The following is a 25,117-nucleotide window of genomic DNA, read 5'->3' as shown; positions in this document are numbered from 1 at the left end:
GGGGATCTCTCAGGCAAGCCGACGGTGTTGCAGCGAGGGCATCTGCCGTCGGACAAGCTGCAGCCGCTCTGGGTCGATCTCGGCAATGGCCGCCCCTGGTTTTTCGCCGCCGGCATCCGCCAAGATTGTCCCCCAGGGATCCACGATCATGGCGTGCCCGTGGCACTGCCGCCGCGCGTAGTGGGTGCCCACCTGGGCAGGGGCGATGACATAACAAGTGTTTTCAATGGCCCGACACTGCAGTAAAACCTGCCAGTGATCCCGGCCCGTGTAGGCGGTAAAGGCGGCAGGGATCAGCAACACCTCCGCCCCCCGATCCACCAGGGAGCGATACAGCTCGGGAAAGCGCACGTCGTAACAGACCGAAAGGCCAAGGGTGCCTAGCCGTTCTTCCTGGTAGACAACCACCTCGTTGCCGCTCACCACCGTGTTGGACTCGCGGTAGGTGTTGCCGTCGGGCAAGTTGACGTCGAAAAGGTGGATCTTGCGGTAGCGAGCCAGCTCTCTGCCCTCTGGGCTGTAGAGGGCGGCCGTGTTGTACACCTTGCCCTCTCCATCTGGCACCGGGTATCCCCCACCTAACACAAATACCTGGTAGCGCTGGGCCATCTTGGCCAAGAATTCCTCCGCCCGCTGCGCGATCTCTGGAGCAAGACGAACTTTCTCTTCCTCTGGCCCCATGAAGGCGAAGTTTTCCGGCAGGGTTACGAGCTCACAGCCCCGGCGCGCCGCAAAGTCAATCCACTCCTCTGCCTGCTGGAAGTTGCCGGCCAGATCAGGCGTGCTGGTCATCTGAAGGGCGGCTGCCAAGTAGGATTGCATAGGGAAACTCCGGGAAAACTCAAAGGATCCAGCTGGCTAGCCCGCCAGATGCCACCAGCCGAAAGCAGGCCCCACAAATCGCACTATCACCCAGACAATGGCTAGGAGAATAATGCCGGCCCAAGTGCCTCGAGTTGTCCAGTTGTAGATCGTGCGGGCTTGGGCTTTGGTGAGAGGAATGCTTTTGAAGCTGGGAAACAGCAACTCTTGGTCGGGATCTGGGCTGCTGCGGGTTTTGCGGCGTTTGGCTTCGCCCATGACCTGGCCTCCAAGGGTTTTGGCGCAGTCGCGACTTTCATCTTAACCTAATTCCCTTTGGGCCTCTCCTAGGCGGTGGGGTCGGCTGCAGTTAAGGAGGCAAAACTTAACTAGAAGCGCTGGTGTAAAAGCGCAAGGCAAAGCGCCAGAACAGATGGGATCCCCACAGCAACCCTGCTGCCAACAGGGCGGATCCTACAAGCCACGGCCATTGGGCTCGCCCCAACACAGCTTCCGCTGGCACTGTGGTCAAGAAAGCCACTGGCACGACGAAGGTAAAAAACAGCCGATAGGCCACCGGATAGGCCACCAGCGGGAATCGCCCGGCCTCTACCAAGCCCCGCAGCACCTCGGTGACGTTGTAGATCTTAACAAACCAGATGCTGGTGGCCGCCAGCATAAACCAGAGGCTGTAGAGAATGACCAGCCCCAGCAAAAAGGGCACTAGCCCCAGGACATAGGCCCAGGCTGGCAGCTCCAACTGGATCCCGGCGTAGAGAATCAGCAACAGGCCAAAGCCGATATCCACCAGGCCCCAGGGAGAGAACACCCGCGTTGACAGCCAAAACTGGCTGCTGATGGGCTTGAGCAAAACAAAATCCAGGGTGCCCTCCTGCACCTGCTGCACGATGCGATTGAGGTTGACGTTAAAGAGGCTGGTCGACACCCCCTGGAGGATGGTGAACACCCCCAGGACGATGAGCGCCTCCGGCCAACTCCAGCCCCCCAAGCGGTGCCCCTGCTGGTAAAACAGCGACAGCCCAAACAAGGCTGACGCCAGGCCGCCTAAGCTGCTGAGGCTGGCAAAGAAAAAATTGGCCCGGTACTCCATTTCTGCTGCTACAGAAGTGCTCCAAAACAGCCACAACACCTGCAAGTAGCGCAGCACTTGGGTTCTCTCCAGTCTCAGCCTTTATTCCACTTGCGGTAGCAGCGGGCAGTGATGAGATAGGGATGAAACACTTCCAAAAAGTGACTTTGCAGCACCTGGAAGAATTGATCAACTTTCTGGGGGTCGTCCAGGTGGAAAGGAAACTCGTCGTTAAACCCCTTGAAAAAATACCAGTTGATCAACAACTTACCTTCCGGCTTGAGCCAAGCGTAAAACTGACGCAACTGAGCTGCTGGATCTGGCAGGTGTTCCACCACATCGAAGCAGAGGATAGTATCAAAAAAGATCCCTTCTGGCAAGCTTTCTGGACAGTGGATCCGCTCGCTTAGACCCAATTTTTCCGCCCGCAGTTGTACAAACTGCCGATGGATGGGGTTGATATCCCAAAAAATCACCTGATCCACTGCTGGGCAGAGGGCTGCCCCAATGGTGTGGGTGCCAATGCCTCCGCCAAAATCCAGCACCAGCCCGCGGGCCTGATCCGCCACCAGGCGCAGGGTGCCACCGATGTAGTCGGTGCTGCTTAGGTGCCAAGCGGCCAAGTCCAGCAGATAGGCAGATCCCACCCGATCCCGGTAAAAGGCCTCTACCTGATCCCAGCCGAAGTCGCGCCGGCCCAGCTCTGCCAACCGTTGTTGCCCAGCTCGCAGCTTTTCCTGCAGCTCGGCGGCTTCAAGACCGAGGAAGGATCCCAGGTGAGCTTCCAGGTCAAAGCCATTTTGCCAGTAGCTGCTCAGCGCAGGGGGAATGGAAGCCACGGGAACCCAAAGCTCACTAGGCTGCTGGTCTCAGGATACCGCAAGGCAGGGGATGGCAGTGAAGCTCTCGTTCTCTCTGAGCGCTTCTTTCTCGGTGTCCTGCTGGGATCCCGGCTCAGGAACATTGGGCGGCGTCTTCAAAAGGATAGCCAAGGTATCGGGACTGAAGTGGTCGGTGCTCCTAACAATGGCTGTTACCCTCGGCCCAAACCCGATCTTGTCAAAAAGCTGCAGCCGATGAGAGGAAACCCGTTTCCCATTGACGAACAAACCGTTGGTGCTTTGACGAGAGCCAGGGCTGCCGTCAAAGATCACGTAGCTGTATCCAGCCTGGTTTTCTTCAGGAACGCGGATAATGACAGCGTGCTGGCGGGAAACAAAGGGGTCATAGAGACGGATGTGGCTGTTGGCGGCTCGCCCTACCGAGTAGTAAATCTTGTCCAACACAACGCCGCGCTGGCCCAGCTGATCCTTGAAGATCAGGATTAGGGGGGCAGGGCTGTGTTGGGAAGCATCCATGCTCATCTGGAACAAGGTCTAGCATTGCACTGGCCTTCAAAAAGGCAGGGCGTTACACAGAAGCTGTAGCTCAGTTCAAGTGGGGCTTCCCCTCTCCTTGCGTCTGCTACAGTATACATCACCAATCTAAGGGGAGGTGGAGTGGAATTCCATCCTAGCGTTCGAGCTCTTGCCCAAGGCAAAGAGGTGGGTTGCGAGTTTACCCTGGAGAGGAGATCATAGAGTCCTATCCGAGCTAAAAGTTCCCATTAACAGCGTGACAGTGGAACCTAGGCAGACTCAGTTAGATCCTCAAGCCCTTGGCCCCACTACAGCTACTGCAGCCATCAAAGCCCACTTGGATTTGCTGTTGTTGGGCCTGGAGTCCTTGAGCGGGGAGAGTTCCGAGGCCGTTCTGGCAGCAGCCAAGGCCCTGAACCTAGAAGAGTACATTGGCGATCGGGTGGCCCTCTGGCGCCTGCGCAACGCCAATCCCCTCCGCCGCACTAGCGGTGAACCCAAGAAAGTCGAGATCGCAGAGGCCCGCGCCCTGGCCAGAGTAATTGCCTATCTGGCAGCCCAGCAACAGGCCCGTATCCGTAGCACGCTGGAGCAACTGGAAGCTGCCCTCAAGCAGGAGCTCAGCCCTTTCCGTCAGCCGCTGGTGGGCGATTATCTAGGCGAGTTTATCTCCCACTACCGCAGCCGTATGGTGGATGGGGATGTCCGCGATGAGGATAGCCTTGCCGAACTGGCTCTGCGCATCCTGATTGAGCTGCTGTTCTACAGTAGCCCCAGAGGAGCAGAGCGGCTGTGGAAAGCCTTGCTCAATCGCCCTGAGATGGATCTCCCTGCCAGCAGCAAGGTAGGATCGGATGCCCTGCCCTCTTCCTAGCCCTCAGCTTTGGAGTTATGCCCAGCCTCACCCTCAGCCAAACCTATCACCAACCCACCTCGACCCTCACCGTGCGCGGGGAAGCGCCCCTCCCTTCCCGGCCAGTTGATGGCTCTGCTAGGCTGCCATTACAAGCGATTGAGAGCAACTTTGAGTGTCAGCTGGAAATCCGCCAGGGAGAGACCACCAAAACTCTGCAGGGAGACAGCGTTTGGCTCAAGAATTTGATCACGGTGATCGACCGCTACGTTGGATCCCAGCTCAGCGGTACGCCCAAGGGAACTTTCAGTGGTACTGCGGCCATCCGTCCGCTGGATTTTATTTCCCACCGCCTTACGGTGCGGCAGGGGGAAGATCGCATTGCCCAGGTGGATCTGTCGATGACGCAGTTGTATGACCTCCTGGAAAACCTCTCGCAGGCGGCTGAAGATCTGCCCCAACTGGACAAACTGGCAACGCCGCCGACGCCGGCTTGGTATCGACAGCCCACCGCAATTGCTGCCTTGCTGGCGGGCGGGATTGTCCTGGCGGCTGGGGTTGGCCTCTGGGTCAGCCGCAGGGATCCCCCCCCTCCTCCCTCCCCACCCCAGGAGCAGCTCACTGCGCCGGAAGCCGCTGGAGATCTCCATCAGCGTCTGGAGAGTACCCTGGCCCAGCGATGGCAGTCTCCCCCAGGTTTGCAGGAGAGCTTAGTCTACCGGGTAACGGTGGATGAGACCGGATTCCCCTTGGCTGCCGAACCAAAGAATGCGCCCGCTCGGGAGCGCCGCGCCATAACCCCCTTTGCCGACGTGCCTGAGGTAGCGCCGGATCCCTTGCCAAGGGGGGCTAGGCAGTTTCGCGTCAGCCTGGGGCCGGCTGACCAAGTGGAAGTGGCCGCAGTCCAGTAAAGCTGGGTTCAATCAGGAGCTGGCGCCTTCTGGAGCGGGGTGGGGATCCCCAGCACGGGCAAGGTTTTGGTAGCCAATGCCTCCTACGAGCCGCTCAACATCACCAGTTGCGCCGGGCTATCGCGCTGCTCAAGGGCAAGGCCGAGCAAATCGAGCACAACGGTAAAGTACTCTACGGCAACTTCCTCTGCCTACAGCCATCCGTCTTTGCCACTACTGGATTCCCCTGACGCAGCCCAATGTCTTCCACCGCGATGGGCACCGCTGCCAATACTGCGGCTGCTATGGTGAAGACCTCACCCTAGATCCCGTGATCCCGCGGCGGCAGCGATACCTGGGAAGTGGCTGAAGTATACCATCGGCCTGGAAGAAGCTTTGCCGCCACAGCCGTTAGATAACCTCGGCTAGATCCTCATGGATGGCGGCACTAGCGGGGAGGGGGAAGGGATCCTCTCCTCGATCCAGCGATGGATAATGGCATTAACCTCGGCGGGACACTCGTCGTGGGGGCAGTGGCCAGCCTCTAAGAAGTATTCCACTGCCGTGGGGTAGTGAGTGCGGTAGAGCTGCGAGCGCTCGCGAACCCGCATCCAGGGATCCCGCTCGCCCCAGATGAGCAGCAGGGGTCGCGCTAGGCTGCGCAGCAGCTCGTCCACGTAGCGTCCTTTTTGTCCGCCGCGCATCAGAGCCACAAACACATCGGCCGCCCCCGGCTCCCGCGTAGGCCGGTGAATGTCTTCCACCAGCTGGTCTGTCACTGCCGCCTGATTGTAGTAGACCTGCTTGAGCTTGGCCCGGATCACCTGGGGCTGGCGCAAGTACTGAAACAATAGGTAAGACACCAAGGGCTGACGCAGACTCCAGCCCACCAGCTTGCCCAGCCACTGCCGGGATCCCTTGGCAGTGGAAAAGCCGCCGGCTCCATTGAGCAGCACCACACCCCGCACCCATTCGGGATGCTCCGCTGCCAGGCTGAGCACCACATAGCCTCCCAGGGAGTTGCCAATGGCCACCACTGGCTGTCGGATCACCTGTTGACAGAAGTCCCGCAGTTGGTCTTTCCAGAGCTCAGCGTCGTAGTTCCACTTGGGCTTGGCGGAACGGCCAAAGCCAAGCAAATCAATGGCATAGACCTGGTAGTGTTGCGCCAATTCGGGAATGTTCTTGCGCCAGTGGTCAGTGGAGGCTCCAAAGCCGTGCACCAACAGCAGAGGCTGTCCCTGCTCGCCCTGTTCGACATAATGGACAGACTGCCCTCGCCAAATCCAGCGGGCCGAGATAGGAGTGGCCAGTGCCGATGTTGAAGCCATAAGGGTTGCTCGCAAGCTTCTCTTCATCCTAGTCGATTTGCCTGGCCAACTCCGAAGGCTACGGGTCAGAGTATTAAACACGGGTTGGATACGCAAATGATCGCATTTTTAACAGGTCATCTTGTTGCGGTAGAACTGGGAGAGCGCAGCAGCCTCACTCTAGAGGTGCAAGGGATCGGCTATCGCATCCAGGCGCCGGCACGTTTTCTCAAGCAACTGCCTCCCATAGGGGAGCCCGTGCGGGTGTTCACCCATTTGCTCGTGCGGGAGACCGAGCTGGTGTTGTACGGGTTTGGCTCGGCGGCGGAGCGGGATCTGTTTGCGGAACTAATTAAAGTACCAGGGGTGGGGCCAGCCCTAGGCTTGGCATTGCTCAACACCTTTGCCCTACCGGAGCTGGTCCAGGCAGTGGTAACTGAGAATGCCCGCCTCCTCTCCCTGGCTCCAGGGGTAGGACACAAGACCGCCCAGCGGCTGGCGCTGGAGCTAAAAAGCAAATTGGCCCACTGGCGAAAAGGCCTGGAGAATGCCAATCAGCCTTGGTCGGGGGGGCCGCTTTCCCCTATCCGCGAAGAGGTGGAAATGGCCTTGCTGGCCCTTGGCTATAGCCCCCAGGAAATCCAAGCAGCCCTCCAAGCCCTGCCACCCCAGCCCCGGCAAACAGAGGATTGGCTGCGCGACGCCATCAGCTACCTCAGCCAACAGCCATGAATTCCTCTGCTCCCAAGCAGCGCCGCGTTGGCATTCTCGGCGGCACCTTTAACCCCGTCCACCACGGCCATCTGATCATGGCCGAGCAAGCCCTCTGGCAGTTCAACCTGGATCAGGTGCTGTGGATGCCGGCAGGGGATCCGCCCCACAAGCCCTTAGCTGGGGGCGCCAGCAAAGAGGATCGCCTGGCCATGGTAAAGCTGGCCATTGCTGACCACGAGCGCTTTGCCTGCTCAGACTTGGAGATCCGCCGTCCCGGCCCTTCCTACGCCATCGAGACCCTGCGCTGCCTCATCCAGGAGCAGCCCAACACCCAGTGGTACTGGATTATCGGCGTGGATGCCCTGCGGGATCTGCCCCAGTGGTACCAGGCAGAGGAGCTGGCCCGCCTCTGTCAGTGGATTGTTGCCCCTCGCCTTGATGCTGGCGACGCTGCCCAGGTGCTGCGGGCGGTGGCTGAGAAGCTGCCCATCCAGGCGGAAATCCTGGAAGCCCCTACCCTAACCCTTTCTTCCACCTACCTGCGCCAGCAGATCCAAAAAGGGGGATCCATCCGCTACTTGGTACCCCCCGCCGTGGAGCACTACATTCGCCAACACCGACTCTATCTCGATCCTTGAAGAAAGGAAGAGGAGGGATCCCTCCTCTCCGAATAAACCAATTGGCTACAGCAACGGCTCGCCCAACTTTTTTTTCCTGTCGAGGAGAGACTGAGGGTTAAAGGTGCTGTTTTCCTATGGTGGGAGGGGCTTGAGCGAGCAGGCAATCTCCAGTGAAAACTGCAACCCAACCTGCTTAGTAAGCCAGGCCCATGCTGCGGGTGGTTTCGGGGCCCAGATAGACGCGGATGCTCAGGAAATCGGTGGGGCAAGCGGTTTCACAGCGTTTGCAGCCAACACAGTCTTCGGTGCGGGGGGCTGCGGCGATCATGCCGGCTTTGTTGTTCCCCTTCCAGGGCACCATTTCCAACACATCGGTGGGGCAAGCCCGCACGCACTGAGTACAGCCGATGCAGGTGTCGTAGATCTTGACCGTGTGAGCCATTGGTGTTCTCCAGTCGAGCAGTTCAAAAGATTTACCGAAGAGCGCGGCAGCCAAACCGCTGCGCAGGTGCCCCCAGTGTACTGTAGCCCTGTCCAGCCACCCCAATCTCCGATGCAAATGTTTACATCCTCCGTCTTCCCAGCGGACTGCTGGTGGGGTTGGGCTAGGATGGCCTGAGGAAGGATAGGGCAAGGGATCCTCCCGATGAGGCACTCGCCGCGGGATTGGAAACAGCAAGCCCAAGGCCAGCTGCGCCGTCTTGGACCCATTTTGGCTGAGATCTACACAGAGAACGTCCCTCGCCTGCGCCGCTGGGATCAGCAGCTCACCAACTGGGTGTACCGCCGCGGTTGGAGGGTGGATCCCTCTCTGCCCAAGGTGGCCATCTACGTGCTGGCGGCGGTGGCGATCCTGGCGATCCCACCTCTCACCTTTGTGGCTTTGGGGGCTTTTCTCACCTTTCTGGGTGTCCAAATTGTTCAAAAGTGGGCAGAGGTGGATCCCGACCGCCAAGTTCAGCGCCGCTACTTGCCCAGGGCTCATGAGGATGAAGATGACTAAGGAACTGGCAGACGGGCAACTAGCCCTCTCCAGGTGATGGGGGCTGCTGGATGCCTAAGCGTTGCTTTGCCTGTCTGATCACCTTCTGGTGAGAGCGGTTTTCTAGCCTCTCTAGGCCGATGGCGCCAGCCAGGATCCCTAACTGCAGGGCCAAGCTGGGCAAGGTGGTCTCTAGATCCCGCCCTGCCAAGGCCTGAAAGAAAAACACCAACGCACCAACTGTGGCCGAGAATCCCACCGCCAGGTAGATAAAGCGGCGCAGGCTGCGGTAGGGAGCGGCCACTTCGGCAAGCAACCTTGCCCGCTCCAGGGTGGGATCCCGACTGGGTGACAGAGGCGGCCTGGCTTTGGGTGAAGGCTTGGGATGCAGTCCTGTCATTCTATACCTCCTCAGGCAACAGCAAGGGATCCCGGCCAGAAATTGCCGCCAGGCTTTCCTCAGCGGCCCGACAGGCGGCCAGAATGTCCTGCTCTTCTCCGCCCAAGTACACGCGGCCAAAGCTGCCAAAGGGCATTACCTCGAGGATGTTGATCCGGGCCGATTTTTCTGCCTCGTTGGCGGCCAGGGGGGCATAGCCTGCCGGCTGCACCTCCAGGATGTAGAGGGTTTGGCCCGCTAGGAGCATTTGGCCGCGGCGGAAACGGTTGATTAGCTGAGTCTGGTGGGGATCGATGTTGCGGATAATTTGGCTGGAGATGATGCGCGGCCTTAGGCGCTCCTTTTCGCTTACCCCCAAAGCCGCTAGGATGGCCTGCCCAGCCGTGCGGGTATCCCCCTGGTTACTGGAGTGAACCTCCAAGAGGCCGTAGAGGCGCTCCACCACCTGCAACCCTGGCCTTACCGAGGTGGCTTTGAGGGCAATGTCCATGACGCGGTTGATCTCGATGCCGGGGGAGATTTCGACCCAGAGGGAAGTGTCCCCTGGCAGAGGCAAGAAGCCCTGGGCCACCGTGCCCAAGTAGGCGGCGTACTGGGGCTGGAGCCGATCTAAGAACACGTAGCTGCGTAGATCAATCCCCAAAGGAGTTCCCCCCTAGTCGCTTGGGCTCTGTAGGATGACAACCTGGGAGTGGATCCCTATCTTCAGTCTCGCCTGATCTGGCCAGCTTTGGAGAAGGGGGTTGGCGGGACTACAGGTCGCCCTAGGTCACTCCTTTCACCGGGCTCAGGGCTTCCAGAATGAGAGCCGCATCCACTTCCTCCAGAAAGCGCTGGGCCGCCGATTGGCTGTTTCCGACTGATGGTAGCTGTGAGGCGATGGCCTCTGTCAAATCCGCCACCAGCTAGAGACGCAGATGGCGACGCCTTTCCCCCAGCGGCTGGAGCTGCGGAAACTCCTCCAGGATAGGAGCGGTGGCCTGGACATGGGAAGCCTCGACCAGAGCTGGCAGGTGGCTAGCGGCCCAGTCGGCGTGGATTGGCAGCCCAAGGGTAGAGATCCCTTCTGGGCCATAGCGAGCCAAAGGATCCAGCAAAGCCGACTTCGCCAAAGGTCAGGAAGCTGTGTAGCCCAGGTGGGTAGCTAGGATCGGCACTTTGCTAGCCTGCAACAGGAACTCCACCCAGCCGGGGCGGCCACGTGGCGGGTTTGCCGCAGCAGCAACAGCAGCAAGTCCTCTTGAGGATTGGCTGCGGGGTCTCGAGCGGGCAAGACCTGGATGGAACACTCCCTTCCCTCTTGCCTAGCCGACCGGCAACAGACCTGCTCCTGACTACTACTAACAAAGGGCTGAAACTGGGGATCCCGGAGGCGCAGGGGCTGGCCACGATCCCAAGCCTCTCAAGGCCGCCGCAGCAGCAGGATTGCCGTCACCATCAACAGCGTTAACAACAGGCAAAGAATCAGGAACCAACTGAGCAACTGGGTTTGGTTGGGGAAGAGCACCGCGCCGAAAAACCCCACGGCCAAAATAACCCCCAAGCTGAGGGTAAGGCCCAAGAGCATGGATCCCTGGAGGGTATTTTCCCGCCGCAGCACCCATTGCTGGCCGTTCCAGAACCAGATCTTGCGGTAGGGATAGGAAACAGCCAACTGCTCAATGTGCAGGCGGTCGGGGGTAATGGCGAAGATATGCTGGCAACGGCTGCACCCGAAGGCCTCAGTTAGGGTGATCAGGCGCAGCTGGCCTTGCTGGTAACACGGGCAGGGGTAGATCTTGGTGGGCTCGATGGGCTGAGCCACCCGCAGGGACGATTTCCGCCGAGGCCACTTGCGGAGAGAAGAAAACGCCACAGCTCTCAGTTGGTGAGAAGTCGGGATCCCTCACATCTTAATCCCTAGCCAGGTTGATTCAAGCTACCCAGAGATGGTGGGCATAGCGCCAAGTGAGGATTTGGTTGAGGGCGAAAAAGATGAAAGCCAAAAGCACATACCCCAGCTTTAGGGTATTGCCAAGATAGGGCCGGATCCGTTCGGGGATGAAGCTAAAATCGGTGTACTTAGCCCAATGCACCAACGCCAATACCTGCACGATGTGAACCGGTAGGCAGTAGCGAATCATGCTTCGCTGGCCCAGGGGACTCATGCCGGCTACAGCAATGTAGAACATGGCCCAGGCGGCTAGGTGAAACCCCAGTCGCTCTTGCCAGCGCCGGCTCTTGCCCACCAGGACACTCAACCCATCCAGCAAGCCTGTAACAACTAGGGATCCCAGCGTAACAGACACAAACAGTTGGCTAAGAGCATCAGACCACAGCCCAGCATCCTTCACAGGTGCAGAAGGAGAGAGCAAGACTTGCCATCGCTCAGGGGAAAGGACATAGGTAGAAGCCTGGAAAAGGGCTTGGTAATTGGCCTGCACGCCGGTAAAGTAGCGCTGCATTTCGATGTAGAGATCCCAACGGCCAAAGCGGAGCTGACAGTAGAGGAAAAAACTCAGCCCGCCCAACAAGGCCAAAACAGCGGCGCCGGCTGTCCAAAACCAACGGCGGGATCCCTCCCCCAGGCGCAGCAGAGGAAGCAACGCCACCGGCAGGCCCACAATGCGAGTGGCACTCATCGCCAAGCCGTGGGCCCCAGCCAAAAGTGCCGCCCGGAGAGAGTTCAAGTCCATTGACCAGTAGAAAAAACCTAGCAGGCTGGCTACGAACAGAGACTCGCTGTAACCTACTACCAAGTAGAAGCTACTAGGATAAACCAAGATGATTAGACTTGCCAAAACCTGCCAAAGAGTGGGGATCTGCCAGCAGCGGTAAAACAGGAAAAGGTAAATCCACATCAGCCAGCAAAAGAGCTGGGCAGTAAGATAAAGCCCCAGCTCCGGCTCAACTCCTAACAGGCGGCTCATGATGGCCACCGCCAGAGGATAGCCCGGAAAGAAAGCCACATTGCTCTGCTCGTAGGCGATCTTGTCAAAGCCCACAAACTGATAGCCCCGCCGCACAATGCTCAGGTACCAGTAGCTATCGCGCTGGCTCAGGGCTGTAAAGGCAGAAGCATAGTCGCTGTGTTTTGTCCAAAGGTATATCATTAACACTTGCAAAACAGTCAGCGCTAGGCCCAGCAAAAAAATCCGAGCAGAAAAGCCAACTAAAATTCTGCAAATCTGTTGCAACAGGTGGCAAGGGCGCAAACTCATTGGCGCATTCTCCTTCTTGACTACGGAAGTTCAATCAAGCCACCCAGAGATGCTGGACGTAGCGCCAGGTGAGGACTTGATTCAGGGCAAAGAAGACTAAAGCCAAGATCCAGTAGCCCAGCCTCAGGACACTGCCAAGATAGGGACGCACCTGTTGCGGGATGAAGCTGAAATTGGTGTATTTAACCCCATGCAGCCAGGTCAGCACCTGCAGGATGTGGACTGGCAGGCAGTAGCGGATCATACTTCTCTGGGCCACAGCACTCATACCAGCCACGGAAATGGAGAACATGGCCCAGGCGGCTAGGTGAAACCCCAGTCGCTCTTGCCAGCGCCGGCTCTTGCCCACCAGGACACTCAACCCATCCAGCAAGCCTGTAACAACTAGGGATCCCAGCGTAACAGACACAAACAGTTGGCTAAGAGCATCAGACCACAGCCCAGCATCCTTCACAGGTGCAGAAGGAGAGAGCAAGACTTGCCATCGCTCAGGGGAAAGGACATAGGTAGAAGCCTGGAAAAGGGCTTGGTAATTGGCCTGCACGCCGGTAAAGTAGCGCTGCATTTCGATGTAGAGATCCCAACGGCCAAAGCGGAGCTGACAGTAGAGGAAAAAACTCAGCCCGCCCAACAAGGCCAAAACAGCGGCGCCGGCTGTCCAAAACCAACGGCGGGATCCCTCCCCCAGGCGCAGCAGAGGAAGCAACGCCACCGGCAGGCCCACAATGCGAGTGGCACTCATCGCCAAGCCGTGGGCCCCAGCCAAAAGTGCCGCCCGGAGAGAGTTCAAGTCCATTGACCAGTAGAAAAAACCTAGCAGGCTGGCTACGAACAGAGACTCGCTGTAACCTACTACCAAGTAGAAGCTACTAGGATAAACCAAGATGATTAGACTTGCCAAAACCTGCCAAAGAGTGGGGATCTGCCAGCAGCGGTAAAACAGGAAAAGGTAAATCCACATCAGCCAGCAAAAGAGCTGGGCAGTAAGATAAAGCCCCAGCTCCGGCTCAACTCCTAACAGGCGGCTCATGATGGCCACCGCCAGAGGATAGCCCGGAAAGAAAGCCACATTGCTCTGCTCGTAGGCGATCTTGTCAAAGCCCACAAACTGATAGCCCCGCCGCACAATCCCCAGATACCAGTGGCTATCCCACTGGGTTAAACCCTTGAAGATAGAAGCATAGTCATCCCCCTTGCTCCAGAGGGAGATCAAGAAGATCTCCAGCCCTGTCAAGGCTAAGCTTGGCAGCAAAACCTGGATAGAGAAAGGGGCAAGACGCTGCCAGCTTTGCCGCAAAAGAGGGCCAAGCGAGAAGCTCATCGTCGGACCTTCGCGGGTGCGGGTGGCACTTTGATCTCTTCTTGGTAATCGCTGTCGGAGTTCACCTGCCAGAGATCGTGGCTGCCGGGGCGGAGAACGTTTTCGGCCGCCAATAGGCCCATCAGCAGGCTGTGATCCTGGTTGTTGTACTTAAACGAGCCATAGCGGCCCACCAGTTGCAAGTTTTCAAACTGGCCGAGGTACCTTCGCAAGATGGCCAAGTCTTCTTTGTAGCTGCCGGTGTAGATAGGATAGGTGCGGGGTAGGCGCACCACAAAGCCGCCAGAGATCTTCTGGCCTTGCAGCAGGCCAATTTGGCGTAGCTCCCTCTCGGCCAAAGCCAGCAATTGCTCCTCGGGAGCTTGCCACAAGGGATCCCCAAAGTTGCACCAATACTCACAGCACAAGGGGGTTTGTTCTCGGTTGGGGAGCATAGCCGGCGACCAATTGGCGAAGTTGGTTACCCGACCGACCTGCACTGTTGGGTCGTTGATATACAGCCAGTTATCGGGGAAAAGCTGGGATCCCTCCACAATCAGATAAACCAAAACGGTGTTGCGAAACTTGAGGTTGCGGGCTGCCTGCAGTACCTCTGGAGGAGGCAACTCCTGTAGGCTCTGCACCAAAACTGTCAGAGGGATCGAGGAGATGACGTGGGAGGGGGAGACCCATGTTTCACTTCCATCCTGAAGATTGCGCAATTGCAGCTTGACAATCCGGGATCCCTCATGCCTAAGGGCAATGACCTCTGTATTTAGCCAAACTTTTTGACCTTCGGCCAGCAAAAACTCCTGCATTTTTTCGTAGAGCTGGCCGGATCCCAGCCGAGGAAACTGAAACTGATCGATTAGAGATTTCACCAAACCTCGATTCCACCCCAATGCTTTTCGTATGGCCTCTCCAAGACTGAGACCTTTGATGCGCTGGGCAGCCCAATCAGCACTGATCTCGGTGCAAGGGATCCCCCAAAGCTTTTCTGTATAGCCTTCAAAGAAAATCTGAAAGAGTCGAGCGCCAAATTTGCCCTTGACCCAATCGGCAAAGTTGCGGGGAGCTGGCCGCGGAATGAGTTGTGCCCAAAGATAGGAAAGGACAATGCGCAGGCTTTCCCACCACCCCACTTTGCGCAGGACTTCCCAAGCTTGAATGGGGTACTGAAAATATTGCTTGCGGTAGTAGATGCGGGTAAGCCGCCGGACAGTTACTTGTTCGGATCCCAAAACCTGGTTCCACAACTCCAGCACCGCTGGGATCTTGGTAAAAAACCGGTGCGGGCCATAGTCGAGAATGAACCCCTGGTAGCGAATGCTTTTGGCCAAGCCCCCGACTCCCTCTTCTCGTTCCACTACCACCACGGGGAAGCCCAGCTGGGTCAAGCGGTAGGCAGCCGCCATGCCCGCCGGCCCTGCCCCCAGGATATAGATGGGATCCCGCATCTGGCCTTGCGCTCGCCTTCAAGCCTTGCCGACATTGTAGTACCTGCGAAACCCTGGGAAAATAGGCAGAGGAGGCTGCGGCTGGAGGCTGGCCTGTGCTGTTGACCAAGGGCTTTGAGGTAGAAATGTACACCGGCACCGCCGCCGGGGAAGTGGTGGGGCTGTCGGATCGCATCTGCCGGGCCTTGCCGGGGTTTATGCGAGAACCGGATCGGCGCAACGTAGAGTACATCACCCCACCCCTTCGCCGCTACGAAGATCTGCTCTGTGCCCTTCTTCGGCCCCGCCTGCAACTGCGGCAGTTTTTGCGCCGCCTGGGCCCTTACACCCTCTTGCCGGGGAGCACCCTGGCTTTGGGCGGCAGTGACCACTTTGAGCGCTCGGATCCGGGCAACCCCTACCACGACTACATCGAGCGCACCTATGGCACGCGGGTGGTAACTGCCAGCATCCACATCAATGTTGGCCTGCCGGATAGCGAGGCCATTTTCCTCGCCTGTCGTCTGCTGCGGGCGGAAGCCCCTCTTTACTTGGCCCTAAGCGCTTCTTCCCCTTTCCTGGACGGCCAGGTAACGGGCTATCATTCCAGCCGTTGGCAGGTGTTTCCCAAAACGCCAGCCCAGGTGCCCTTCTTCCGGGATCACGCCCATTACATCGCCTGGATGCAGGAGCAACTGGCCCTGGGCACAATGCAGAATGTACGCCACCTCTGGGCTTCTGTGCGGCCTAATGGTCCAGAGCGGCCCTACCATCTCAACCGGGTGGAGCTGCGCATCTGCGACCTGGTGGCGGATCCAGTGATGGTCCTGGCCATTGCTGCCTTGGTGGAGGCCCGCCTCTGGCAATTGCTATCCCAGCCGGAGGTTCTGGATCCTTTGCAGGGGCCCTTTACCCCAGCGGAGCTGGAGAGCCTTTGCGAGGCTAACGAGCAAGCCGCCGCCCGCGAGTCCCTGCAAGCTCGGCTGATCGATTGGCGCACCGGCCGCGAACGCTCAGCCCAGGAGTGGATTGAAGAGCTGCTGACCGAAGCCTGGCGCATTGGCCAACCCCAGGGCCTGGGCTGCTTCTTGGCTCCCCTGCAAACTCTGCTCCAACGGGGCAACGAGGCCCAGCGCTGGCTGCAGCAGGTCAGCCAGGGATCCACCCCTGCCCAGGTGTACCAACAGGCCATCCAAGAGCTAGAGGACCAGGATCGAGAAAGACAAAAAACCCTCTGCCAGCTTGTTGGTTAGGTTCTTGCCAACGGCAGCCGTCCCTCGTTTCAGTTTTCTTGGGCGGCATTTCATCCAAAGGTTGTGCCATTCCATCCCCAGAGGTAGCCCTTGGCCTCAGTGAACTCGATGAAAATCCTCTTCTTCGGGATCCCCAAAGCTGCCTCGATGGCGCTGCAAAAAAACTCACTCATGGCCCGGGTTTGCTCGGCGGAAAATTGACCCACGCTCTTGATTTCCACGTAGCAGCAGGGATCCGCACTGCCGCCAAAGGTCATCGGGATCCCTCCTTCAAAGGCAGTCATCACGTAGGCTTCCGGCTTGCCCACCTGTTTGGCCAGAGCGGCAGAGAGCGACTTGAGCAGCTCCTCCACAGCGGCAGGTTCAGGCTGCAGCGGCGTTTGCAACTTGATTAAGGGCATAGCTGCTTCTTTTGGCCGACGAGTAGATCTTGCCATTGCCGGGGATCCAGCTGTGGTAGGTTAGCTGCAGAGTTCCGCCAATCCCCATGGAGCAGAGGAAGCCGGTCAGTTCTGAGCCTCAAGCCGGGGCAGGTCCCCGGGAGGTGCGAACCGAGGCTGCTCCTGCCCCTGTAGGTCCTTACAGCCAGGGCGTTGTCGCTTCCGGGCCTTTCCTGTTTACTGCTGGCCAGTTGGGCTTGGATCCCAAAACCGGCAGGTTGGTGGGAGAAGATGTTGCCTCGCAAACTCGACAGGCGCTGCTAAACCTAAAGGCGGTGCTGGAAGCGGGGGGAACGTGCCTAGCCAATGTGGTAAAAACCACGGTCTTTTTGGCGGATATGAAAGACTTTGCCGCCATGAACGAGGTTTATCGAGAGTTCTTCGCCACCGAGCCCGCACCAGCCCGCTCCTGTATCCAGGTGGCCTGTCTGCCCCTCAATGCTTTGGTGGAAATCGAGGCGGTAGCCTGCTACCGATAACAGCAACTGAAGCGTTCAGTTGCGGCTGGGGCGACAGTTTTCGTCGGCTGCAGATCCCGGCAAGTCAGGCACTGGATCGTAGCCCCCTGGGTGCCAAGGATGGCAGCGGCAGAGGCGGCGGATCCCTAGCCAACCCCCTCGGATGGCCCCATAGCGCCGCACCGCTTCCAGCATGTATTGGGAGCAAGTGGGGTAGTAGCGGCAGGCAGGCGGTAGCAGAGGGGAAATGGCCACCTGGTAGCCTCGGATTAGGGCGATGAGGCTACGGGTCAAGAGATCCGATGGTTCCCGCATGGGCAAACCCTTACTTAACGGCGGCGTCAAACCTTAGCTTACAGGCTACCTAGGTTCTACAAAGCCACTAAGGAAGCTGATGCCGACCGCTGGAGCTCCGACAACAGCAGAGCTGGGTATTCTTTGTAAGGCCAGGCAAAAGCGTGGCGAAAAGCCGCCTCCTGGCAACGTTTAAGCTGATCGAAATCGATGATGTCGTGGGTCAGTAGGTTCTCGTACTCAAACGGCAGACGCACATTGTGCAAGCCGGCGTTGTCGGTGCAGATGGCGATATCCACCCCCGCCTCAAAGCAGCGGTCAAAGACTAGCTTAAGGGGCTCCAAGCTGGGCAGCGTACCCGTCTTCAGGTAAGTGGTAGGACAGACCTCTAGGCATTGGCCTCGCCGCGCCAGCTCTGGCAGCAGCTCTGGGTAGTGGAGAGGGATCTGAATGCCATGACCAATCCGCAAGACATAGGGCAACAGCTCTGGATAACAGCCATCCAGCGTCTCATAGAGGTGGGCAGTAGTTTTGAGGCCACGGGCCAGGGCATACTTGAAGAGCTCAATCCACTCGTCCATCCGCTCGCCGTAGGCCTTATCTCCCCCGGCCAGGTCAATGCCACTGACATACTCCGACTCAGCAGCCGCCTCGACCATGGCGCGGTTGATGTGGCTGGGCAGGCGGGAGTGCAAACACACGATCTGGGTAGTGATGATGGGATATTCTCGCTGCTGGCAGGCCTGCCCCACTATCTCAATGACCTGCCGCATCTGCTTGAGGCGATCGGCCTCGTCCAGCTTAGGATCCGTGCGTAGGTAGGGGGTGTAGCGAATTTCCAGATAGGCCAGGTCTTCAAAGACATAGGCCCCCCGGATCAGGCGATAGACGAAATAGGGTAAGCTCTCTAGAGTCTGCACCTGCTCCACCAGGGTGTGCAGCTCTAGGTACTCTTCCAGGGTGTTGCGGGGGCGGGTGTAGAACTCCTCAAACTCGGCGTAGTCGGGAAAGCGTTCTGCTAGGGGAGAGCCGTGGCGATGCAGGTAGCGCCACAAAATCCTGGGAACAACCGAACCGCCTAGGTGGCGGTGCAACTCCGCATGCAGTGCCATACCTCAAAGCTTCGCCCGGAGCCACCCCTGAGGCAGACTTGGCTTGGTTGTTAAGTACTGTTTCTGCCTATTGTTATCCAGCAGCAGTGGCCTTGTCCAGGCCCAATTGTGCAGGGTTGGCCGACCAGGGATCAGGCAGTGAGGCTTGGGAGGGGCACCGGTTGGAGCATCCCCGGCGACGAAGAGCGAAGGAGCCTTGAGTAAGATAGTCCTGGAGGTTTACTGAGCCGAGATACTGATGAAGGGCTGTTGGCTGTAGCCGACAGCAATCTTCCTGGAAGGGTGTGGCACGAACTTAGCGTAACGAGGTTATCTTCATGGCGCTGCCCAGCTTGCACGAGTTTCCCTGGCTGACCACGGTCATTGTCTATCCGGTGGTGGCCGCCCTCTTCATTCCGGTGATCCCGGCGCCGGCGGGGGATCCCACCACCCGGGCCTATGCCCAAAAGTTGGCGGAGCGGATCCGCTGGTTTGCCCTGTTTGTTGCGGTTACTGACCTGCTCATCCTGCTGGCTGGATTCTATGTGGGCTACGACCCCAGTCAGACGGGCTTGCAACTGCTGGAGCGCTACACCTGGGTGCCCCAGGTGGGCTTGAGTTGGTCAGTTGGGGCTGATGGCCTTTCCATGCCGCTGATCCTGCTTACGGCCTTTGTAACCACCCTCGCCATCTTGGCCGCTTGGCCGGTTACCCTTAAGCCGCGCTTGTTTTACTTTCTCATGCTGGCTATGTACGGCGGCCAGATTGGGGTGTTTGCCGTGCAGGACATGCTGCTGTTTTTCCTGATGTGGGAGCTGGAGCTGATCCCGGTGTATTTGCTCCTCTCCATCTGGGGGGGACCTAACCGCCTCTATGCGGCTACCAAGTTCATTCTCTACACCGCCCTCAGCTCCTTGTTTATCCTGGTGGCGGGCTTGGCTATGGCCTTCTACGGGGATCCCGTCAGCTTTGACATGACGGATTTGGCTAGCAAAAGCTATCCACTGAACTTCCAGTTGCTGCTCTACGGAGCTTTCCTCATTGCCTATGGGGTGAAGTTGCCCATTTTCCCCTTGCACACCTGGCTGCCCGATGCCCACGGCGAAGCCACGGCACCCGTTCACATGTTGCTGGCCGGGATCCTGCTCAAGATGGGAGGCTATGCCCTGATGCGCATGAACGCGGGCATGCTGCCGGATGCCCACCTTTACTTTGCACCCGTCTTGATCGTGCTGGGGGTGGTGAACATCATCTTTGCTGCCCTCACTTCCTTTGCCCAGCGCAACTTGAAGCGGAAGATCGCTTACTCCTCCATCAGCCACATGGGCTTTGTCCTCATCGGCATCGGATCCCTAACGGAGATCGGCATGAGTGGCGCCATGCTGCAGATGATCTCCCACGGGCTCATTGGGGCCAGCCTCTTCTTCTTGGTGGGGGCCACCTACGACCGCACTCATACCCTGGAGCTGGAAGAAATGGGCGGCGTCGGCCTAAAGATGCCCAAGATTTTCTCGATGTTCACCGCCTGCTCGTTGGCCTCTCTGGCGCTGCCCGGCATGAGCGGCTTTGTGGCTGAGCTGATGGTCTTTGTCGGCATGGCCACCAGCGATGCCTACTCCCTTCCCTTCCGGCTGGTGGTGGTTTTCCTAGCCGCCGTTGGAGTGATCCTGACTCCCATCTACCTGCTGTCGATGCTGCGCCAGATCTTCTTTGGCCCGGAAAACAAAGAGCTCACCGAACACGAAGAATTGGTGGATGCCGAGCCGCGGGAGGTGTTCATCATCGCCTGTCTGCTCATCCCTGTCATCGGCATTGGGCTTTACCCCAAGCTGGTAACTAGCCTCTACGACCAGTCCACGAATGCCTTGGTGGCCCTGCTGCGGCAGGAACTGCCCCAGGCCAGTGGGACAGTTGCCCAAGCTCCTGCTCTCTCCAACAGCCGTTGAAGGAGGTAGCTGCCTTTTGCCGGCTTAAACCCGCAGCCAGCCAAACAATGTCTCGATGCTCAGTTGGATCCCTTGGGCAAAGGCGGGAACGGGGATAACCTCTTGGGGATCCTCATGCACTGTTGGCTGTTGCCCGGCAGGGTAGACAAAAACAACCCTTTCTTCGGGAGCTACGATCCACCCCATTTGGCAGCCGTGGGCCAAGCCGATCAAGATTTTTTTGACCAGCTTCACTTGGTTTTGATCGGGAGAGAGAATCTCGATCACCCAATCAGGGCAGAAAGGTATGAGGTTTTGAATAGTGCCGTCTTCATCCACAGGAATCCGCTCCCAGACGATCACAGAAATGTCGGGCACAATTGCATATCCGGCGAAGGTGCAGCGTAGCTCTGGAAAGGCCATCCCTAGTTGAGGAGGCTCCAACAGCTCGTTGATGAAGCTGCCCAGTTTTAGTTGGAGACGGCTATGTTTTGCTTGTGGCATCGGTTTTTGGGTAATTTCTCCTTCCATGAACTCGCTAGGAGGCTCAGTTTCCGGCTGCTGTAGAAACTCCTCCAGAGTTAAAGACTTGGCAGGTAGACTGACCATGCTTTTTTCCTCGCAAGTTGCCTTTGGAATCTGACAGTCAGAGCTACAGATCTAAGCCTGGGTAGTGCTGCTGCTGGCGGTCATAGGGGCTTTTGCCAGCAAACAGCCCCATCAAGGGCCCCAAGATGAGGCCAAACACAAAACCTCCGGCATGGGCCCAGTAGGCGATCCCTCCCCCCTCCATGCCAATATTGATAGGAGTCTGCAGGCTAGCAATGCCATAAAATGCCTGTTGCACAAACCAAAAGCCCAAAAACACCCAGGCGGGAACATAGACGGTTGTGGTAAAAAGGCCCAGGGGCACCAAAGTCAGGATCTCAGCCTGGGGAAAACGCAGGATGTAGGCTCCCAACACCCCCGCAATAGCCCCACTTGCCCCCAGCGAAGGGATGGCGGACTCCATATCGAAAAACCATTGGGTTAGGGCGGCCAAGGCTCCACAAGTTAGGTAAAAAATGAGGTAGCGCACATGGCCCAGGCGATCCTCGACGTTGTTGCCGAAGACCCACAAAAAGAGCATGTTGCCGCCGAGATGCAAAAAGCCCCCATGCAAAAATTGTGAGGTGAATAGAGTTACCCATTCGGGGCGCAGCGAAGAGGTGATCTCGCCTCGGAAGCTGGCCGTTAGTTCCGCTGGCACCACTGCCCACTCTCGGAAAAAAGCCACCAGTTCTTGCGGGGATAGGGTAAGCTCATACACAAAAACCAGGATGTTGATGAGGACCAGGGCATAGGTAACATAGGCCGGGCGGGTAGTGGGGTTGCGATCTTGGAGGGGTACCACGGTTAGAATCCGGTTGACATCACCCTCTAGCCTAGCTCGATAGGTCTTCCCCGACCCAGCTTGAGGCTACACTAGGGTAGCTTGCTGGTAGGATCCCTAGACTGCAGGGGTGTGCTTGCTGTCCCTCACAGCTGACAGTGGATTTGAGGAGAGGATTGATGTCTGAGGTTGAGAGCCGAACTGCCCCGCTTAAGTTTTTGGTGGTCGAGGATCATCCCGAGGTCGCCCAAAACAATTGCGAGTGGCTACAGCGGATTGCAGCCGATGCCCAGTGCATTGCTGTTTCCAATCCGATGGACGCCATCCGGCGGTTGCAGCGGGATCAGCCAGACCTGGTGGTGGTCGACTTGCTCTACGGTCAAACCAGCGGCGAGCAGTCTGCCGAGCCGGGCCTAGAGTTGTTGCGCCATATTTTCGAGAACTACCCCACCCTGAACGTGATGGTTTATTCCAGCGAGCCCCTGCTGCTAACTCCCCTGGTGGGCCTAATCAGCAAGCACCAGGGCGGATTTGCCGCCGTCAACAAAATGGAGCGGCGCAGCGTCTTCCTGGAAGGGGCCAAAAGTGCTCTCAACGGGGAATTGCGCATGCCGCGAGAGTTGCGCGGCCTAACGAAGTTGACGGAGCGGGAAATTGAAGTCTTAAACTTACTCTGCAAGGAGGCCCTTACTGACCAGGCCATTGCTGACCGCATCCACACGAGCAAAAAGACCGTACAAAACTGTATTCAAAGACTCAAAGAAAAGCTTGATATCTTTGGGTCGGAAGATGAGATCAATGCTCGCGTTGCCATGTGCATGGCAGCAGTTCAGAGAAAGCTTATCCAGTGGTAGTTGTTTAGCCTCGAGTGAGGGTAGACAAAGAAGGCAGAATGTCTTCTCGAAAGGGAACCTCGTTCTGATTGACTCTCTCCAGCTCGGCCAACACGAGGGGATTGACGCGGTTTAAATAGGGCACCAAAACCTGCCCTAGCCGTGGACGATAGAAGCGGTGGTAGCTATACACTGGCGTGGCTGGGAATCCCCGTCGGATCTTATGGGATCCCCCTGCCCCAGGATCGAAGTTGCGGATTCCCTCCCGGATGGCCAGGGCAATGGGCTCGTAGTAGCACACGTTAAAGTGCAAGAACTTCACCTCTTCCCGGCAGCCCCAGTAGCGCCCAAAGAGGCGATCCCCTTTGCGGACACAAAAAGACATTCCTATCACTTCTGAATCTCGCTCTCCGGCTACTAGCACCAGTCGCTGCCGGTAGTTGGGATAGAGGGATTCAAAAAAGCGGCGGTTAAGGTATTTGCTCCAGTTCCAAAACTGAGCGCAGGTGTTGCTGTAGAAGTCGTACATGAGAGAAAGTAGACGCGGCGTGATTTCCTCACCGGTGTAGACCTTGAGTTCTATGCCGCTTTTTTCCATGGCGGCCCGCTCTCGCTTGATATTGCGCCGCTGGTTGGCGTTGAACTGGCTCAAAAAGTCTTCGTAAGAGCGGTAGCCAGGATTGTGCCACTGGTAGTTGTGGGTAATTCGGGGGGTGAATCCGTCGGCTTCTAGCTGGGATCGCCACTCCAAATCCACATAGAGCAGGCTGAACACGGAAATATCGTTCTCTTGGCAGAAGCGATCGATGGCGGCCAACATCAAGGGCCACACCTCTGCCTCTGAGTAGTCGGGGTGGACAAGAGGGCGATAGCCGGTGGCCGGCGTAAAGGGAGCCATGCCGATGAGCTTAGGGTAGTAGCGTTCCCCCAGTCGAGCGGCCACAGCAGCCCACTCCTGGTCGAAGACAAATTCTCCCTGGCTGTGGCTTTTCAAATACAAGGGAGCCGCCGCAATCAGCTGCCCCCCCGCCTCCACAAGCAGGTGACAAGGCAGCCAACCCGTGTTGCGGCTGGCACAGCCGGAAGCCTCTAAGCTGTATAGCCACTCGTATTCCAAAAAGGGAGAGGTGCGCTCCGTTTGCAGAGCGTGCCAACTAGAGGCAGGGATCTGGCGGATATCGTGGCACCAACGCACTTGCAAGCCCGTTGACATTGACCTGCTCCGCTTTTTGGGCAACTTCAAGAACTCTTGGAAAAGAGATCCTTGAGGGCAGTGCGGGCAGCCAAGTGCTTGCAGGCGGACTCGAGGATCTCGGCTTCCCGCCGCAGCCGAGCTTCAGTGCTGACCATTTCCAATAGCGCCTGCTGATCGCGAGGGGCTCCATGGAAGTGGCTAGCAACCCAGTAGGATAGCTCTACAGGGTCGGTGGGCAACGAGTCTGGCAGTGCCGCCTCTCGTTCCATCAGCTTGCTGGAGAGGCGCACCACCTCTTGGAGCAGAGTAGAAACCTGAGCGACCAAGTCTTGAAGATCGCCCTGGGGGGGCTCGTCCTCAATCCACTCCACCAGCCCAATCCGGAAAGGCTTTTCCCGCACGTAGTCCAGCACGCGGAAGCGCTGCCGTCCCACGGTCATAATATCCATGCGGTCGTCCGGCAGCCTTTGCACCTGCACCACCTCTGCACAGCAGCCCACTTGGACAGGGGATCCCTTTTGGGGATCGAACATCAGCACCCCAAAGCGCCGATCCGTCTCCAGGATGGTGTTGAGCATCATGCGATAGCGGTACTCAAAAATGTGCAGCGGCAGGGGACGGCCTGGAAACAACACCACCTCTGGCAAGGGAAATAGGGGCAGCTCGCAAACATCTACAGAAGAGGAAGGCATAAGGCTTTTGTATTTTGCGCTCCTGAGTCTAGTTTAGCGATCCCGAAAAAGCCCTAGGCAAAGCGGTGGTGCCAGAGGGTGATGGCAAGGGCTAGGGCATCGGCAGCGTCGTCGGGACGGGGTAAGCAGGGCAGGTTGAGCTCGCGGGCCACGGCAGCCTGTACGGCCTGTTTGTCGGCGCGGCCATAGCCTGTTAGGCTTTGCTTCACCTGGGCGGGGGTAAACTCCACCGGCACTAGCTGATGCTGGGCCAAGACGAGCAAAATCACCCCCCGCGCCTGGGCAATGGGGATGGTGTTGCTCATCTTGTAGAAAAAGAGCTTTTCCAGGGCCACCTGCTGAGGCTGCAGCTGCCGCAGGAGCTCCCTCAAATCCTCGTAGAGAATCTGCAGCCGTTCGTGGATGGGCTGCTCCCCGGGCGTGCTGATGATGCCGTAGTCCAGAGACTGGAGACCATCGGCTCTGGCCAGAATGCAGCCAAAGCCCACCGTCCCCAAGCCGGGGTCGAGGCCGAGGATGCGCTGCTCGGGGAGGTGGTTAGGCCAGGGAGTCTTTTGCGGGGGAAGAAGTTGCGGCGGCATGGTTGCTGCGCAAGTAGATTAGCCCCGAA

At 58.1% G+C, this 25,117-nt stretch carries 32 protein-coding genes and 1 pseudogene; 10 read left to right on the top strand and 23 right to left on the bottom strand.

Going from position 1 to position 25,117, the window contains the following annotated elements:
• Positions 1-9 precede the first annotated feature (9 nt).
• From NW833_RS09820 to NW833_RS09800, 5 genes are all read right to left on the bottom strand, one after another.
• Positions 10-822, bottom strand: coding sequence for a carbon-nitrogen hydrolase family protein (locus tag NW833_RS09820; RefSeq protein WP_414404713.1), 813 nt, complete (start codon positions 820-822; stop codon positions 10-12).
• Between the two features lie 36 nt (positions 823-858).
• Positions 859-1,080, bottom strand: coding sequence for a DUF2839 domain-containing protein (locus NW833_RS09815; RefSeq protein ID WP_414395038.1), 222 nt, complete (start codon positions 1,078-1,080; stop codon positions 859-861).
• A 106-nt stretch (positions 1,081-1,186) separates the two neighbouring features.
• A complete protein-coding gene (locus tag NW833_RS09810; protein ID WP_414412357.1) occupies positions 1,187-1,969 on the bottom strand; it encodes an ABC transporter permease in 783 nt (260 codons plus the stop codon).
• Positions 1,970-1,986: 17 nt separating this feature from the next.
• Positions 1,987-2,730 (bottom strand): class I SAM-dependent methyltransferase, encoded by a 744-nt coding sequence (locus NW833_RS09805; protein WP_414412356.1) that lies wholly within the window; start codon positions 2,728-2,730, stop codon positions 1,987-1,989.
• A gap of 30 nt (positions 2,731-2,760) precedes the next feature.
• On the bottom strand, positions 2,761-3,249 hold the full coding sequence (locus NW833_RS09800; RefSeq protein WP_414412355.1) for an FHA domain-containing protein: 489 nt from the start codon (positions 3,247-3,249) through the stop codon (positions 2,761-2,763).
• 256 nt (positions 3,250-3,505) lie between these two features.
• Here NW833_RS09800 and NW833_RS09795 point away from each other — a divergent pair, with 256 nt between their 5' ends.
• The 3 genes and pseudogenes from NW833_RS09795 to NW833_RS09785 form a co-directional block, all read left to right on the top strand.
• Positions 3,506-4,123 carry a DUF3038 domain-containing protein gene (locus tag NW833_RS09795; RefSeq protein WP_414412354.1) on the top strand — a complete coding sequence of 206 codons (618 nt, stop codon included), beginning with the start codon at positions 3,506-3,508 and terminating at the stop codon, positions 4,121-4,123.
• Between the two features lie 17 nt (positions 4,124-4,140).
• Entirely contained in the window at positions 4,141-5,013 is an 873-nt protein-coding gene (locus NW833_RS09790; protein ID WP_414412353.1) for a DUF4335 domain-containing protein, read from the top strand.
• A gap of 45 nt (positions 5,014-5,058) precedes the next feature.
• Positions 5,059-5,335: pseudogene (locus tag NW833_RS09785) on the top strand (HNH endonuclease); the annotation flags it as partial.
• A gap of 82 nt (positions 5,336-5,417) precedes the next feature.
• On the opposite strand, the gene NW833_RS09780 reads toward NW833_RS09785, so the two are convergent.
• Positions 5,418-6,323 carry an alpha/beta fold hydrolase gene (locus NW833_RS09780; protein ID WP_414395047.1) on the bottom strand — a complete coding sequence of 302 codons (906 nt, stop codon included), beginning with the start codon at positions 6,321-6,323 and terminating at the stop codon, positions 5,418-5,420.
• A 96-nt stretch (positions 6,324-6,419) separates the two neighbouring features.
• Here NW833_RS09780 and ruvA point away from each other — a divergent pair, with 96 nt between their 5' ends.
• Positions 6,420-7,034 (top strand): Holliday junction branch migration protein RuvA, encoded by a 615-nt coding sequence (gene ruvA, locus NW833_RS09775; protein ID WP_414412352.1) that lies wholly within the window; start codon positions 6,420-6,422, stop codon positions 7,032-7,034.
• Positions 7,031-7,654 (top strand): nicotinate-nucleotide adenylyltransferase, encoded by a 624-nt coding sequence (gene nadD, locus NW833_RS09770; RefSeq protein WP_414412351.1) that lies wholly within the window; start codon positions 7,031-7,033, stop codon positions 7,652-7,654. Before ruvA ends, nadD begins: the two co-directional genes overlap by 4 nt.
• Positions 7,655-7,829: 175 nt before the next feature.
• Here nadD and psaC read toward each other — a convergent pair whose 3' ends face one another.
• The gene (psaC, locus tag NW833_RS09765; RefSeq protein WP_011429399.1) at positions 7,830-8,078 is read right to left on the bottom strand and encodes a photosystem I iron-sulfur center protein PsaC; all 249 of its coding nucleotides are present in this window, start codon (positions 8,076-8,078) and stop codon (positions 7,830-7,832) included.
• Between the two features lie 204 nt (positions 8,079-8,282).
• On the opposite strand from psaC, the gene NW833_RS09760 reads away from it, so the two are divergent.
• Positions 8,283-8,639: a hypothetical protein gene (locus tag NW833_RS09760; RefSeq protein WP_414412350.1), complete on the top strand. Its 357-nt coding sequence runs from the start codon at positions 8,283-8,285 to the stop codon at positions 8,637-8,639.
• Positions 8,640-8,658: 19 nt separating this feature from the next.
• Here NW833_RS09760 and NW833_RS09755 read toward each other — a convergent pair whose 3' ends face one another.
• From NW833_RS09755 to NW833_RS09720, 8 genes are all read right to left on the bottom strand, one after another.
• Positions 8,659-9,018, bottom strand: coding sequence for a DUF3493 domain-containing protein (locus NW833_RS09755; protein ID WP_414412349.1), 360 nt, complete (start codon positions 9,016-9,018; stop codon positions 8,659-8,661).
• Position 9,019: 1 nt separating this feature from the next.
• Entirely contained in the window at positions 9,020-9,661 is a 642-nt protein-coding gene (locus tag NW833_RS09750; RefSeq protein WP_414395057.1) for a hypothetical protein, read from the bottom strand.
• A gap of 121 nt (positions 9,662-9,782) precedes the next feature.
• The gene (locus NW833_RS09745; RefSeq protein ID WP_414404723.1) at positions 9,783-9,920 is read right to left on the bottom strand and encodes a hypothetical protein; all 138 of its coding nucleotides are present in this window, start codon (positions 9,918-9,920) and stop codon (positions 9,783-9,785) included.
• Positions 9,921-9,923: 3 nt separating this feature from the next.
• On the bottom strand, positions 9,924-10,130 hold the full coding sequence (locus tag NW833_RS09740) for a hypothetical protein (RefSeq protein ID WP_414412348.1): 207 nt from the start codon (positions 10,128-10,130) through the stop codon (positions 9,924-9,926).
• A 290-nt stretch (positions 10,131-10,420) separates the two neighbouring features.
• Positions 10,421-10,873 (bottom strand): hypothetical protein, encoded by a 453-nt coding sequence (locus NW833_RS09735; protein WP_414412347.1) that lies wholly within the window; start codon positions 10,871-10,873, stop codon positions 10,421-10,423.
• Between the two features lie 58 nt (positions 10,874-10,931).
• Positions 10,932-12,218: a hypothetical protein gene (locus tag NW833_RS09730; RefSeq protein ID WP_414412346.1), complete on the bottom strand. Its 1,287-nt coding sequence runs from the start codon at positions 12,216-12,218 to the stop codon at positions 10,932-10,934.
• Between the two features lie 34 nt (positions 12,219-12,252).
• Entirely contained in the window at positions 12,253-13,539 is a 1,287-nt protein-coding gene (locus NW833_RS09725) for a hypothetical protein (RefSeq protein WP_414412345.1), read from the bottom strand.
• Complete coding sequence (locus tag NW833_RS09720; protein WP_414410940.1) at positions 13,536-14,975, bottom strand: NAD(P)/FAD-dependent oxidoreductase; 1,440 nt, start codon at positions 14,973-14,975, stop codon at positions 13,536-13,538. The genes NW833_RS09725 and NW833_RS09720 overlap by 4 nt, the downstream gene beginning before the upstream one ends.
• Positions 14,976-15,070: 95 nt before the next feature.
• On the opposite strand from NW833_RS09720, the gene gshA reads away from it, so the two are divergent.
• Complete coding sequence (gene gshA, locus NW833_RS09715) at positions 15,071-16,207, top strand: glutamate--cysteine ligase (RefSeq protein WP_414404728.1); 1,137 nt, start codon at positions 15,071-15,073, stop codon at positions 16,205-16,207.
• Between the two features lie 50 nt (positions 16,208-16,257).
• Here the strand turns inward: gshA and NW833_RS09710 are convergent, their stop codons facing one another.
• Complete coding sequence (locus NW833_RS09710) at positions 16,258-16,608, bottom strand: phenylpyruvate tautomerase MIF-related protein (protein WP_414395155.1); 351 nt, start codon at positions 16,606-16,608, stop codon at positions 16,258-16,260.
• Positions 16,609-16,694: 86 nt separating this feature from the next.
• Between NW833_RS09710 and NW833_RS09705 the strand changes: the two genes are divergently transcribed.
• Positions 16,695-17,126: a RidA family protein gene (locus NW833_RS09705; RefSeq protein WP_414412344.1), complete on the top strand. Its 432-nt coding sequence runs from the start codon at positions 16,695-16,697 to the stop codon at positions 17,124-17,126.
• Positions 17,127-17,141: 15 nt separating this feature from the next.
• Here NW833_RS09705 and yidD read toward each other — a convergent pair whose 3' ends face one another.
• Positions 17,142-17,420 carry a membrane protein insertion efficiency factor YidD gene (gene yidD / locus NW833_RS09700; RefSeq protein WP_414395073.1) on the bottom strand — a complete coding sequence of 93 codons (279 nt, stop codon included), beginning with the start codon at positions 17,418-17,420 and terminating at the stop codon, positions 17,142-17,144.
• 56 nt (positions 17,421-17,476) lie between these two features.
• Positions 17,477-18,511, bottom strand: a complete 1,035-nt coding sequence (locus NW833_RS09695) for an adenosine deaminase (RefSeq protein ID WP_414395074.1) — start codon at positions 18,509-18,511, stop codon at positions 17,477-17,479.
• A gap of 332 nt (positions 18,512-18,843) precedes the next feature.
• Here NW833_RS09695 and NW833_RS09690 point away from each other — a divergent pair, with 332 nt between their 5' ends.
• Positions 18,844-20,436, top strand: coding sequence for an NAD(P)H-quinone oxidoreductase subunit 4 (locus tag NW833_RS09690; RefSeq protein WP_414395156.1), 1,593 nt, complete (start codon positions 18,844-18,846; stop codon positions 20,434-20,436).
• Between the two features lie 24 nt (positions 20,437-20,460).
• Here NW833_RS09690 and NW833_RS09685 read toward each other — a convergent pair whose 3' ends face one another.
• Entirely contained in the window at positions 20,461-21,024 is a 564-nt protein-coding gene (locus NW833_RS09685) for a Uma2 family endonuclease (protein WP_414404732.1), read from the bottom strand.
• Positions 21,025-21,067: 43 nt separating this feature from the next.
• Positions 21,068-21,808 carry a rhomboid family intramembrane serine protease gene (locus NW833_RS09680; RefSeq protein ID WP_414412343.1) on the bottom strand — a complete coding sequence of 247 codons (741 nt, stop codon included), beginning with the start codon at positions 21,806-21,808 and terminating at the stop codon, positions 21,068-21,070.
• A gap of 158 nt (positions 21,809-21,966) precedes the next feature.
• On the opposite strand from NW833_RS09680, the gene NW833_RS09675 reads away from it, so the two are divergent.
• Positions 21,967-22,641, top strand: coding sequence for a response regulator transcription factor (locus tag NW833_RS09675; protein WP_414412342.1), 675 nt, complete (start codon positions 21,967-21,969; stop codon positions 22,639-22,641).
• Positions 22,642-22,645: 4 nt separating this feature from the next.
• On the opposite strand, the gene NW833_RS09670 is transcribed toward NW833_RS09675, so the two are convergent.
• From NW833_RS09670 to ruvC, 3 genes are read right to left on the bottom strand one after another with little or no spacing between them, the layout of a single operon-like run.
• Positions 22,646-23,833: a GNAT family N-acetyltransferase gene (locus NW833_RS09670; RefSeq protein WP_414395082.1), complete on the bottom strand. Its 1,188-nt coding sequence runs from the start codon at positions 23,831-23,833 to the stop codon at positions 22,646-22,648.
• Positions 23,834-23,859: 26 nt separating this feature from the next.
• Positions 23,860-24,507: an LON peptidase substrate-binding domain-containing protein gene (locus NW833_RS09665; protein WP_414395084.1), complete on the bottom strand. Its 648-nt coding sequence runs from the start codon at positions 24,505-24,507 to the stop codon at positions 23,860-23,862.
• Positions 24,508-24,560: 53 nt separating this feature from the next.
• A complete protein-coding gene (ruvC, locus tag NW833_RS09660) occupies positions 24,561-25,088 on the bottom strand; it encodes a crossover junction endodeoxyribonuclease RuvC (RefSeq protein WP_414412341.1) in 528 nt (175 codons plus the stop codon).
• Positions 25,089-25,117: the final 29 nt, after the last annotated feature.

This window comes from Synechococcus sp. O70.1 (assembly GCF_047462215.1).
Lineage (GTDB): Bacteria > Cyanobacteriota > Cyanobacteriia > Thermostichales > Thermostichaceae > Thermostichus.
The sequence above is the reverse complement of the archived record's forward strand: the minus strand, read 5'-3'. Positions and strand labels throughout refer to the sequence as shown.